Below are 13894 nucleotides of genomic sequence, written 5' to 3'. Positions count from 1 at the left end.
TTGTGTCTTACAAGCAAGTAGCGAGGGGAAATCTTTCGGAACTCCGCATAAGCTTTTGCGCCATACCTCCTCTTAATATGTGTGACAAAAGTAAAACCCAGTCTGGTAACAGGCTGGGTTTTGTTTTAGCTATCCTTATGTTAGAAAAACAGCGCTTAATTGCAAAGCATTCTTGAAACAGAAATTCTCCCTTTTAACTAAAAGGGAGAATTTTATTGGTTATGTTTGCCAAATGTTAATACGGTGTTTTGTATAATTGTACAAAATTTTATATAATTATGTCCATATATCTTGAAATATATCATTTATTGTGTTAAATTAAAAGTAATTACATAGACGATGTTAAAAATATCGCCGGTAATACAAAAAATCAAAATTATGAAAGGGAGAAAAATGAACAACAAGTTTTTCAGAAAGACAAAGCGGCTTATATCAGGGGTGATCGCCGCAGCAATGGCAGCTGCAATGCTGCCTGTAATTCCTGCAATGGCAGAGGATACCGTCGAGAAATATCCGTATACGATGTTTGCGGGGTCAAACGAGGACGGTGCGATAACGGTTAATGCGGGGAATTTCTGCGTAAATGGTAATGTTGCCACAAACGGCACTATTTCGGCAAGCGGGAACATGAATAACAATGGCGCTAAGAAAGAAAAAGCCAATGAAGAAATGATATACATTTTCAAAAAGCTGAATTATACATATTTTACAGGTGAAAATGTTGACGTATATCCTGATGATTACATTTATAAGGAAATGAATATCAACATCAATGATCCTATGGATGTTAAAGGCGACCTTGAACTGACAGGAAACATAAATCTGAGTACCGGAATTAAGGCTTTAGATAATGTCATGCTTAACGGTGAAGTAAAAAACACGAATAATTCTGCAATCTGTTCTGAAACAGGAGATATTATTATTGACAGCCAAAACGTAAATCTGAACGGATTAGTGTATGCTCCGTATGGCGATGTTGAGATTACTGCGCAGAACCTCAATCTTAACAATGTTATAATTATTGCAGATACAATTACATTCAATTGTCCGAGTGTGAATGCAAATTACAGCAGCAGCATGGCTGAATTGGTCGGAACTGAATCGGACATTGACGTTGAGCTATATGCTTTTGGCAAGTATAATGAGGAAGCCAGAAGCATAGATATTGAATGGTACACCAACTATACAAACAGCGATTATGAGGTGTTGATTTCAGATGATAATGTTAGTTATTCTTCTGTAGCAACAGTTACAGGTGCAACTACATATCAGTATTTGATTACTGAGGACTTTGAAACAAGGTACTTCAAAGTTTCTCTTACAACGAATTACGGAGAGGTAATTGAATCTGTGCCTTTTGTTGTAACAAAAACAGAGGACGGCTATTCTGTTGATTTTCTTGACAGCGACGGCGACGGACTTGCTGATTTTTTTGAAGTTATGCTTGGAACAGACCCAAATAAGATTGACACAGATGATGACGGACTGACCGATTATCAGGAAGCTTACATTACAGGAACCGATCCTCTAAAATTTGATTCTGTAACAGAAGGAATTTCCGACGCTGACGCAGATTCAGACGGTGACGGACTTACAAGCGCACAGGAAATTGAGCTTGGAACTGATCCTAAAAAGGCAGATACCGATAACGACGGTCTGAATGATTTTGATGAATTAAATATATACGGAACTGATCCTCTGATTCCGGACACAGATGGGGACGGGTTGATTGATGGTGATGAACCACAACTAACACTCGACCCATTAAATCCAAATACATATGAAGTTCCTGATAAGGAGTTTGTTGTTGACCAAACTATCCTGGCTGACAGTGATGTATTCAGTAAGATTAACACAGATGACAACGCTTATGATTTAAGTATTGATATAAACGCTTCGGGTTATGCACAGCGTTTGACTGATGTTTCAGAATCATCGTATTCATCAGCTATATATAATGATTCTGTCTTAGGTAAGTCTGTTGACGTTTCTTATGATAATACTTGCAAAATTGATGATTGTGTGCTATACTTCAAAATACGAGATAAATATGTTGTTAATACGGTAGATGAATATACAGAATACACAGACGAATTAAATGGAATAAGACGTTTGCAGGTTTTCAAATATAATGAAGAACTGCATATGCTGCTGCCTGCAAAAACAGAGTATGATACAGAGAATAACACCATAATTTGTAATGACAAGGAACTCGGAACATATTGTCTTATGGATATTCAGCTTTGGCTTGACAGTCTTGGATTTGAAGCAGAATCATCTATGCCAGTAATGATGAGTTATTCAATGTCGGAAAACATTCTTAAACAGTATGTTGAAAGTGTTATAGACAAAAAAGATTTTAATGGTCATACATACGGAATATACTCAGGCACTACGCCTTTTTCTTGGACTGACGCAAGAGATATGTGCGAAGAACTTGGCGGTCATCTTGTTTCGATAAACTCAGAAGAAGAGCAGGATTTCTTGAAGTATCTCGCACTTACATCAACATCGTCAAAAGGTTTATACTGGCTTGGTGGTTACAGAAATATAGATGACCAGTATAACTGGTATTGGTGTGACGGCACAAAATTTTCATATGAAAACTGGGCAAGCGGAGAACCAAATACAAACACATATGACGAATGCTATGTTGAAATGTATGCATCAACAGGATTGTGGAATGACACATTGAATTATGTTGATGTAGGCGGAAATTATTTCTATAATACTACGAATTGCGGTTTTATTTGCGAGTGGGAAAATCCTGTTGAAACTGGATATAATATAGTACTTGGAAACAATCTCAAAACAGTAACTCTTGATGCAAAGCTTTCACCAAACAGCAGTGCTGACACGGATAATGATACATTGCTCGACTGGGAAGAGATTGACAGTAATTCACCGCTGATAACATATGATGAAGACGGTGAGCCACATTTCCCTACTCCATATGTTCTTGAACAGCAGGGTTACAAATTTTTACTGAATCCAAAGCTTCAAAATAAAATATATGGTCTTGATGCTTTTCTTGATAAGCTGGAAATAGTCCCTTGTTTATCAGACCCGACTAAAGGGGATACGGATGGAGATGGAATTAATGATTATGATGAAACTAATGGAGTGACATTTACAACTCCTGAGGGCGTAAATAATGAGTATCAAGGAGAACCTTTAAAAAAGGGACTTGCTAATGGTGTTGTAGGAAAATTGACAATTGTTTCACATGACCCTAAAGGAATTGGACATGCATTTTTGCTATATGAAAGTTATATTAATGATAAATTAGATTTATCAGGATTAGCAGCAGGATTTAAATATGTGGAAAATGATGGCGATAATAATAATTTGAATAATTGGGGAAAAATTGATGCCTGCGAATATATAATATCTCCAAACAGATATATCAGCATAGGAAACTTTGTTGATGGAGCAGGGACAGCTTCTGGCACGTTAAGCGGAGCCAGTGGTAGCGGATCTTCTGGTAGTTCAAGCCAAAGTGGTTCTTCCGGCAGTAGTCAATCAGGCTCAAGTGGAGGAAGTTCAAGTGGTAGTAGCCAGTCAAGTGCATCTGGAGATACCAGTGATGCTTCTGCCGGTATTCATTTTAACATTGAACTTTGTCTACTTTACAGCGATTATGAAGATAGCGATGGTAATTATGATAGAAGTTATGGAGATAATTACGCATTAGACCACGATATATCAGAAAACCAACTGAAGAAATGCATCGAATACTGGAATAGTGATCAACATTATAATTTTTTATCAAATAACTGTGCAGAAATTGCTTCAAAGACATGGGAAAAAGCTTTTAATGAAAATCTTAATGGAAGAATGCTCCTGGGAATATACACACCTAATCCGTTAAAAAAAAGCATTAAAAATCATGCGAATAGTTACGTTATTGACTTTAGAAGTAATGAATGGACAGAAGCGTTAAATAAGGAGGTTAATAACTGGTGAAAAAGGGGGCTATTTATGCAATCGATTTGATCTTCTGCACTCTTTACAGTAGCATCGGAATGTGTTTATTTTTGTTGTATGGATTTATGGGGCCTGAATCTGATTTCGTAACCAAAAACGATTTTTTTCGTGATGTTGTACTTTTAATTATAATAATATCACATATTATTATAGGCTTTGGAATGAACATTCATTTTCGCAAATTATCGAAAAAGAATCACAAAGTGAAGATTGACTTTTGGCTTTTTATTATAAACTTTGTTATAATTGTTTTCCCATATATTGCTTTAATACCAGAAGTATTACTATAATAAAACGTTTATATACAAATATAAAAACACGGCAGACTTTGTAGTTATTCTACATTGTCTACCGTATTTCTTTTACACAAATTCAAAATCTGCTGTTTAGTTTCTGCACAATGGGAAGATATCATATCAAAAGCACTTACCCTTATGTAAATGTTTCCTGCGTTCTTCTTCCACAAGCTTAGAAACATAATCCCCCATAGAAATCTCATCATAGGTTTTGGCAATATCCGCATAAACCACATACAACTGCTTGCAGTTCTCAAAATCAGTTTTGAGAGCTGCTATTTTTTTGCCCGTTTCTTTGAGCAGAGCGTTCAGCCTGTCAAAATCCTCACGCACGTTAATATTATTGTTAATCATAGACTGCCTGCAAATATTCAGCTTTAACTGTTCGGCAGGAGAAAGCGAAGCTTTGTCCGCAAGAGAGAAATATTCCTCCGCCTGTTCCGTAAGTCCCTCCAGCTTTTCTTGACTGACAATAAGACTGTTAAGCTCCTGCCTTGCATTTTCATAGCTTGCTTTCAAAGTTTCAATTTTACCCTCCAGTTCACCGATTGAATGAATATTATCCCGATTAATAATGGATAGCTGAGCAGACAGCTTGTAAACGTCCATATCGTTTTGCGGAGAGTAAGGTAAGTAGCTGTCATGCCTGCGCTGAATTTTTTTACCGTCCCTTGCAAGCTGTGTTACTTCATTGAGAGTTCTGATGTAATCGTCACGAATCGGAGCAGAATTATCATCAAGAGAAATATTCTCACCAACGTCTTTCCAACGAATTCTCGAAATCAGGCTTACAACGGTATAGTCCTCACCAAGCGTTTTTAATCTCACTGCCCGCTGCTGTTTCGGAGCCTTGACCGAGATATACTTTCCGTTTTTATTAGAGTATCTAAACAAGCTGTATCAGTGGAGAAAAAAATATGCTCCCCGAAATGTTGGAGAGCAGATAAATCTGCTGTTTGTAGAGAGTATGCAAAAGATGAGCCACATAGAATATCTGAATGAAATACTGCGATACGGAACAGACAGTGAAAAGCGTGAAATGTTTCGGGACATTCCAACGGAAATTCAGAATATCGCAGAACGTCTGAAAAAGCTCGACTCCGATAGACGAACTGTGAAGCACAAAACACTTTAACGGAGGGGCGTTAATAATTGTATTTCGTTTTAACGCAAAATATAAGGGAGATGATTTATTGAATAGTAAAAATACAGAACAGAATACTGCCGCCGTAAAAAAGGGCAGAGTGGAGTATCTTGTGGAGCGCCGCTTCGGAACGGAAAGCCTTATGCCGCTGTATGTTGATTATGTATGCAGAAAAATCAGGGAGCGGTTAAGAGGAGAGGAAATAACAGCATAAAAAATATGGGTAAAGGGTTGACTTTAGCGATTTAATGTAGTACAATATATACAGTCAACCGCTTTGCTCAGAAAGGGTTGGATTGAGATGATTGAGCAAAGCAAATATACAGCAGCGTGTTACTGCCGGCTGTCAAGAGATGATGAGCAGGATGGGACGAGTATTTCCATACCGAGGGTAATTCACAAAAGTTAATATGCCCGCATTTTTCAGTTGCCTATTTTTATTCAATATTTTAGCAATTGAAAGTTTTCTGCAAGTTCGTTTTCCGGGAACATAGAATTCATTTGAATGGCGTTTCAAAACATTTTTAATCAAGAAGTTAAACTTCAATCTATCTAATGGGAAAAACAAGAACATATATATCCTGAACCAAGATATACCTATTCTACTGAAAAATCATGTGCCAGAATATAAAATATATCTATCACATAAATGTTCTGTTTTCTAGAAACCGTTATTTTTGCAACGTTAAATTTGCTTGAAAGCAGGATCCCAACATGAAAAAAAAGAAACTTGTGATACTAATATCTATCAGTGTTTTTATTGTAGTTTTCCTATTGCTTATAATCTTATCAACCCGAGTTGTGTATTTTAATAATTACTATGTTAATAATATACCATCCATATCCGATGCGGATTATCTTGATGTGTCTGATTTAAGATTATTAAAACTATTTAATGATAATCAAACAAACAGAAAATTAGAATATCTTACTCAAGATATGATACAGGAATCGTATAAAAGTAGTGGTATATCGGAGAAGTATGCTGATATTATTGATAGTGACAGCTTTAAACGCTTAAATCCCTATCGTGCTGTCAATAAAACTTTTCAATTAGGTAATATACAAGTAAAATGTTTGAATTATAAGAATAAAGCAATAGTTTATTGGAATAAAGAATGTTCCGTGGAAGAAAACGGAAATACAATTAATTGCAATTTAAATACTAAGACACCTCCATTTGACCGATTGTACTTTGAAAAAATTGACGGTGAATGGAAGGTAGTATCTTTTGTTCAATTTGCATAATCTTTTTGAGTTTTATGATAACGTTGGAAACGACAGGCTTAACGCCGGCAATGGAAATGATACATATATCTTCAAAAACAGATACGTTTTGGACATTGGAAGGAACAGTTATTTATAATCCATAGGAGGTTTTGAAAAATGAGATACATTGTCGATGCGGAAATATTCTAAGAAATCAAATGGACTCAAATGATACTGAATATTATGTTTATTCTGACCGTGAATGGTGTTCATTTTTAACAAAGGAAACTATTAATATTATCGATATTCCATATCCGAATTATAATGTTTGGCACTGCGAAAAATGTGGCAGAATAACTGTTTTTGATGATTCATATAATCTGTTGTCTGTTTACAAGCCTGAAGAATGATTTTTTAATGGAATAAATGGCACATGGAAATTAAACACCCACATTATATTTATTCGTATTATATAATCGCAAAGGAGTTCTGATGAAGAAGTATTTGCCGTATGTTTTTAACGTAGCTATTGTGTTTTTGGGAATTATTTTTCCGTATTTTCTTTTTAATAACAACAGTATATATGAGGATCATGAAATAATCATTTTTTTGTTAATCTCATTTGTTTTTACGATTATAATAAATATATTTAATGAGATAAAATTTAAACAATGGGTATATTCTTCATTGATATTCTATTTGACAGTATTGTTAATTTTTTTGTTGGGAGATCAATGGGGTTTAAATACCGTGAACATTTTTACTCCTTTTCAAATACAACATCATTCTACTAAACATTATGATCCTTTACCACGTTTATTAGAATTTAATTATCCAATTGCTATCCTATTGTTATCTCTAATAAATATGTTAAGTCAATTGATGGCATCAAAAATAGTAAAAATAATAAAGAATAAGCATGATTAATTATCAATAAGGATTTACTGACTATCTTTCAAGAATAAAAAAGTAAAAAGATAAGCTACTAAAAGAAAATGATATAACAGTATAAGGAGGCAATATGATAAAGCTATCACAGTTTGTGTATTATACATCTTATGGAATGAAACAGATATTCACAAAATCTGACAAGCCGTTGATAGGGAGTATAATAATTACGGATATCTGTAATTTGTCTTGCCTCCATTGTGCTGTAAACAATAAGAAGAAAACAATGTATACATATGACTCAATTTGTAGAGATATGAAAAAGCTTTTTTCAATGGGAGTCCGTATTTTAATGTTATATGGCGGAGAACCCTTCCTTTGGAATGACAGTGGAAAAAATCTTCGCGATATTGTTAAACGAGCAAAAAAAATAGGCTTTTTTGTTGTAAACATAGTTACGAACGGCACATATCAGCTTAACGTGCCTGAAGCCGACACCATTCTTGTAAGTCTTGACGGTGGCAAAGAAAAGCATGAAATGATCAGAGGTAAATGTTATGACAGGATAATGCAGAATATAAGAAATAGCCCTCGTCCGAACATCTGCCTTTATTGTGCTTTAAATCGTTTGAACAAAAATGAAATTAGCAAAATAGGAGAGATTGTTGTACAAGAACATAATATCAAAGCTGTGTCTTTCAATTTTCACACTCCATATCCTGGAACAGAGAATCTTTCACTTACAAAATCAGAAAAAAGCAGGTGTTGTTCAGAAATACGTCAACTTATGAAAGATAATGTCCCTGTATTTAACCTACGTTCTGCCTTTCGCCATATTGTTAATAATTCATTTAAAAGACCGATATCACAAACCGTTATTATGGAAAACGGAAAGATTTACAAATGTGGACGTTGCATTGATGTTAATGGATTAGGGAAAAAATTAGGCGGCGATATTTTTTTAGATTTAGAAAAAATTGCCATCGGCTATAAATAGAACTTGGTATGAAGCGGACGTAGGAATTAATTATGCACTGAAGCGTTCTAATCCAAACAATCCAGCATATAGAATACTTTTTTCTAATGACGGGTTAATTTATGGAACATTTGACCATTATGAAACCATGTTTTATATTGGAACTTATTAAGAGGTTTATTATGATTAACTATTTTTATGCTTTTATTAGCAACTTAATTTCTCATAAGGAATTTGAGGATTGGGTATATTCTTCTGTAGATTTGTTGAAAGCAAATTTAAAAAAAGACAATGAATTATATTTACAATTAATATCATGTGATTATTCATCCGGTGTTGAATCAGAACATTTAAAGGTCAATTTATATAACAAGTATAAGGATTGTTTTGACTTAATTACTTATAGTGATTTTATAAGTACGGCTGATAAAAAATTAAAATCGTTAGTAAAGAAACATAACGAAATGCAACCAATAGTTATATTTGATTGTACTGGAATTGACAATAAAAGTAAACTTCATAGCAAAATAAAAAAAGTTTTTAAGCTACCTGAATGGTATGGTATGAATTGGGACGCATTTAATGATATAATTGACTTGTCAAATATTAAAGAAATAAAATTTATAAATTTTATGTTTATGAAAGAAAAAATACCAGATGACGCAAACACCTTTTTAAAACTGCTTATAAAAAATAATGATAGAAATTGTACGTTTACATATTTATGACTTTTATTTTAATAGAAAGAAAGTAAAAGAACACAGATGTCCGGTGTGGGATGTCACAAGGAGTATTAAGATGGGATATACCTGGATATCTTAACAATACACCTGGTACCTGGGAATTAGTTATAAATGTAGAAAAAAACCAAGTTATTCATTTTTTATTTAACTCAAAATAAGGAGGTTAAACATGGAGTTTATTATTGAAATGTCCAATTTTGTAATTCAAAGTAAAATAGTATATAAGTAATGAATATGCATTTCAAACCATTCCCAAATTACCTACCGATGTATCGTTATTATTTGAAAACTTATGTATTAATATAAGTTCAGATGATAAAACTGTATATTCAATAGATGGATATCATCCAAAAACTTGTTGGACTGATAAAGAACTTGTAATACCTAAGTGTCAAGTAGGTAAATTAATAGTAAATGGCAATTATGAGAGCGGCGACATAAAAAGACTTGCACCTATATGTACTTACCAAACCTTTTATGACAGTAAAACCGGATGGTTATGCATAGGAACTGACGAACTAAATAGTACATCCGTTAAAATATCAAATAATGTAATTGCAACAATAAAGAATAAAAAATTGATTGCATTATGGCTAAATCCTGAATTAAAATAAATTCAAAAGACTCCGGGCAATTTCTTATTAATAAAAAAACATGAAAACCTGTTGCACCTTCGGCATTGGTGCGGCAGGTTTTAATATTTACTATTCTAGATCGAACGCACGCCATTTGGATCCGTAACCGTCAAAATAAGATCTGTTTCAGAACTCATTTTCTACCCAGCGAGTTTTACCTTGTATCAGCCTCGAAGCTTATTTCTTTGTAACTGTAGAAGCAATATTACGATGAAAATATTTACAAAATGTTCACAAGGATTCCGTGGGCAGGATTGTATTAAAAATGAAAAGCTCTTCAGATAACGGATAAAGGTCTGTAAAAAAAGTAAGTGAGGATCGGATAATATGCAAGAAACAGATACTCTGATCTCAATGCTCAAAACTGTCAGATCACGGTATCCCTCAGAGGATATACCGGAACCAACGGCGTTACAATTACAGGTAACGCGCAATAAATAGGAGATATGAAATGCGCAAGGTCATTATAATAGTTTTTATATTAACTGTAATGTCATCATGTTCAAAAGCTCCCGACGAAGTAAAAAGGGAGGAGGAAATACTGAATAACAATAATCAGGCTCAGTCAGCTGAGCTTGATTATATATGCCTTGACGAAATTAGAAAAACCAGTTTAGAAAGTCTAAAGTCAAATAATACAAACGTAACTGTTGATAATGTAATTATCGGAGAAGGGAATGTAATGCCCGCATATAAAATATCTCCGTATAATCCTAACTTTGATGATCTGAAGGATTTGGTTTATCACTTATATCAGGAAGAATTTTCTCTTGACTCACCCTTTTGTGAATATAATATTGGGGGAAGGCGGTATGATGAAAATGATCCGGAAAGTGATATTAATCCTCACAGCTTTATTATGTATATGGGAAAGAATATGGATATGAGCCGTTCGCTTATTTATCATGAAACAGGATATTCATTTTATAACAGAGTTGCAGGCGGGGATCCGTATAGATTTACTGAATTGTTCCCTATAGAAAAAAGGTATAGGGTAAATTTAGGTCAAAGCCTTGACGATGTCAGTTACAATATGCTTGACGGAAGCGATTGGGGAATAAAAGACGCTGCTGAATTTGCTCAGGATTTTGTCGATGAATATTTGGCGCCGCTTGAAAATAATTTGTTTACATATTCAATGACAGACTTCACAGTGAAAAAGCTTGATGACAGTTTTGGGTATGTAATTGAATATCAGAGAATTGATAAAAACGGGAATCTGTATGACAACCATTACTATTATGCCAATGACGAAATTTATTATGATAATAGCAGCGATAACTGGATAGCGGAAGGAATTCCATACTTATATTCCTCACAGATACAGCTTGCATTTAACGAAAAAGAACAGATCAATTCCTTTATAAAATGTAACACGCCGTATACAGGAGAAATTATTGATAACGGCGAACAGTTAATATCTCTTACGTCTGCTATAAACATAATATCTTCAAGTATGGCGGATAAATCTGCTTATTCATTTGAAACAGCTGAGTTGGAGTATTACTATATCGGCAACGACTGTCCTGACTATACTTCTCCTGCCGAAGGCGAAGAACCGAATGTCGATACAGAAAATATGCTTAATAATGCAGATATACAATTAAGACCGTTCTGGGCTTTTACAATGTCCGGCTGCTATCCGGATATAACGGGATATGACAGCACGACAGTAAATCAGAATTGTCTTTATCTTGTGGACGCTTTAACAGGAGAACTCTATATATACTGATTTCTTATACGCTATTAGGAGGTACTATGATCAATGCAATAAAGTCAGATTTAAGAAAAAGCTTTTTCAGTATAAACTTTTTGCTGTCAATTATAGTATTTATCATATTGATTTTTTCTACGGGCTGCGTTCTTTTGGATACGTCTACTCCGAGCTATTCAATAGCCGAGTTTATTTTTAAGACGGATAAAAGCTTATGGCTGGAGTATTCTTCTTATAGTTGTATAAGTATTTTTTCACAGGGGTTTGCAAACCAATGGATCGGAATCTTTATACCGTTTTTAGCGGCATTTTCATGTGTTCCTGTATTCTGTGACGAATATAATTCAAACTATTGGCGTCATATTGCGGAGAGAACCGGTTTCAGAAAATATATATGTTCAAAATTTATATGCAGTATAATAATTTCGGTTTCTTTAATATCTATATGCTATCTTATCTTTGCAGTCGTATGTTTCAGTATTTTTCCGTTTCCGAATGAATATGCCGATAGCGTTTATACTGCGGATTGGTTCAATTATTACGGTTTTAACAGAATATTCGGCTCGGACAGCGTGCTGTTGTTTATTTTCGGCAGAATTTTAACATCGGGGCTTATTGCACAAATAGGCGGATTATTTTGTCTAGCTGTTTCATCTGTCACAATGAGCAAATATGTTTCTCTTGGAATTCCCGTGCTTACCTATTTCTTTTTTGCACAGGTTGCTAAACCCTATATGTACAGCGGTAAAATGGAAGACGCTAAATTCTATTTTCTTGATAACAGCGCAAGATTTTCTTCGGTTGAAAATTGGTTTTCAGATTATACAGGGCTTTCCTTAGCTTTTGCGTACATATACTTCCTGCTTGTTATTGCAGTCTTTTTTGTTTTGTATTATTATGTTATGAAAAGGAGGCTGAAGCAATGACGGCAGTTCTTAAAAAAAGCTATGTTGTTCTGAAAACTACATATGTAAGATGGCTCCTTAGTTCAAGATTATTGATTTTTGCTTTTGCATATATGTTCTTTTATACTTATTTTATTGATCCTCTTATACGGCTTTCGGATTATTTTTTAACTCCGCTAAATGCAATAGAACCGTTTATTTCACTTATGAATAACGGATATTTTGTACCGTTGGTCGCGCTGACTTATTTAATCCTTATTTCTGATCATCCCAAGTTAGATAATTCGGGAACCTTTATACTTTTCAGAACAGGAAGAACTGCTTGGATATTAGGACAGATATGGTTTCTGATATGTTCTTCAGTTACGTTCACAGCGTTTTTAGGCTTATCTTCAATGTTAACGGTATTTAACAGGAGTTTTTTGATCAACGCATGGAGTCTTGTTTCAAAGAATGCAATTAAACCTGAAAACGTAACGATCAGAAACGAATTCACTTTTGCTGTTATAGACGATTCCGTAATTAATCAGTCACGTCCGTACACTGCTTTTTTTCATGCGGCAGCGCTGATGCTTATGTTTATGCTTACAGTCGGACTGATTCTTATGGTTTTTACCTTGCTTAGGAAGAAAGTATTCGGAATATTTGTAAACCTGAGTTTTATCGTAACAGGTTTGGTATTGTGGGCGGTTGACGTAAGAGCCAAATGGCTGTTTCCGATTGCAAATTCAGCGTTCGGCTGGCATTATGACGGAATGTACGATAAAACTATAAAAAGCATTTTATACTCATATATATATTTTGCAATCGTATGTACAGTGTTGATTATTAATGTATTTGAAATAGGCAAGCGTTGCTCGTTTCATATAACAGATGACAACGGTTAGGGGAACAAATTATTACTTATATGGTCAATTGAACGTGAAGGCTGCAAATGATACGGTAATGACCTTATAGCTCAGTTTGTTCAGCTGTTTATGATAGTTTCTGCCTGAGCAGTTACCGTGTCATATTTTCATGGCATATATCTCTGAAAACGTGTCATATTTATCAATTTTTTGTCATATGCTATGAAAATACAGAATAAATAAACCCCCGTAATTACGCAGTTTAACGTAAATACGGGGGTTTATTCTGGTGAGCTATCGGGGATTCGAACCCCGGACCCTTTGATTAAAAGTCAAATGCTCTGCCAACTGAGCTAATAACTCACACTTGTTTTTAACGCCGAAAGCTTTTTGTCTGCAACGACTTAATTATTATATCAAATCATAACCGCTTTGTCAAGCCTTTTGCACAATTTTTATAATTATTACTAAAAAACAATTCACGCTGTTAAAACGGTTATGTAGTTTGTACAATTCAGTCTGCGTGAATCATAGATATGCAATACGAAA

Annotated in this window: 11 protein-coding genes and 1 tRNA gene; 10 read left to right on the top strand and 2 right to left on the bottom strand. The window is 34.4% G+C overall.

The features are described from left to right. The first annotated feature begins 393 nt into the window (after positions 1–393). Entirely contained in the window at positions 394–3966 is a 3573-nt protein-coding gene (locus ACYQ0H_RS05455; protein ID WP_459811828.1) for a C-type lectin domain-containing protein, read from the top strand. A gap of 437 nt (positions 3967–4403) precedes the next feature. Here the strand turns inward: ACYQ0H_RS05455 and ACYQ0H_RS05450 are convergent, their stop codons facing one another. Beyond that, on the bottom strand, positions 4404–5111 hold the full coding sequence (locus ACYQ0H_RS05450) for a hypothetical protein (protein WP_459811827.1): 708 nt from the start codon (positions 5109–5111) through the stop codon (positions 4404–4406). Positions 5112–5259: 148 nt separating this feature from the next. On the opposite strand from ACYQ0H_RS05450, the gene ACYQ0H_RS05445 reads away from it, so the two are divergent. The 9 genes from ACYQ0H_RS05445 (at position 5260) to ACYQ0H_RS05405 (ending at position 13384) form a co-directional block, all read left to right on the top strand. Then, positions 5260–5418, top strand: coding sequence for a hypothetical protein (locus tag ACYQ0H_RS05445; protein WP_459811826.1), 159 nt, complete (start codon positions 5260–5262; stop codon positions 5416–5418). 58 nt (positions 5419–5476) lie between these two features. Beyond that, entirely contained in the window at positions 5477–5641 is a 165-nt protein-coding gene (locus ACYQ0H_RS05440) for a hypothetical protein (RefSeq protein WP_459811825.1), read from the top strand. 500 nt (positions 5642–6141) lie between these two features. Then, positions 6142–6675 (top strand): hypothetical protein, encoded by a 534-nt coding sequence (locus ACYQ0H_RS05435; protein WP_459811824.1) that lies wholly within the window; start codon positions 6142–6144, stop codon positions 6673–6675. 131 nt (positions 6676–6806) lie between these two features. Continuing rightward, positions 6807–7046: a hypothetical protein gene (locus ACYQ0H_RS05430; RefSeq protein WP_459811823.1), complete on the top strand. Its 240-nt coding sequence runs from the start codon at positions 6807–6809 to the stop codon at positions 7044–7046. Between the two features lie 611 nt (positions 7047–7657). Further along, positions 7658–8521, top strand: coding sequence for a radical SAM protein (locus tag ACYQ0H_RS05425; RefSeq protein WP_459811822.1), 864 nt, complete (start codon positions 7658–7660; stop codon positions 8519–8521). 161 nt (positions 8522–8682) lie between these two features. Beyond that, entirely contained in the window at positions 8683–9228 is a 546-nt protein-coding gene (locus ACYQ0H_RS05420) for a barstar family protein (RefSeq protein ID WP_459811821.1), read from the top strand. A gap of 1101 nt (positions 9229–10329) precedes the next feature. Further along, on the top strand, positions 10330–11610 hold the full coding sequence (locus tag ACYQ0H_RS05415) for a hypothetical protein (protein WP_459811820.1): 1281 nt from the start codon (positions 10330–10332) through the stop codon (positions 11608–11610). A 26-nt stretch (positions 11611–11636) separates the two neighbouring features. Beyond that, positions 11637–12518, top strand: coding sequence for a hypothetical protein (locus tag ACYQ0H_RS05410; protein ID WP_459811819.1), 882 nt, complete (start codon positions 11637–11639; stop codon positions 12516–12518). Then, complete coding sequence (locus ACYQ0H_RS05405) at positions 12515–13384, top strand: hypothetical protein (RefSeq protein ID WP_459811818.1); 870 nt, start codon at positions 12515–12517, stop codon at positions 13382–13384. Before ACYQ0H_RS05410 ends, ACYQ0H_RS05405 begins: the two co-directional genes overlap by 4 nt. Before the next feature lie 248 nt (positions 13385–13632). On the opposite strand, the gene ACYQ0H_RS05400 is transcribed toward ACYQ0H_RS05405, so the two are convergent. Then, a tRNA-Lys gene (locus ACYQ0H_RS05400) sits at positions 13633–13708 on the bottom strand. Positions 13709–13894: the final 186 nt, after the last annotated feature.

The sequence above is a fragment of the Hominimerdicola intestinalis genome, from assembly GCF_054655215.1.
Note: the sequence above shows the minus strand (reverse complement) of the source record. Positions and strands in the feature narration are given on the sequence as shown.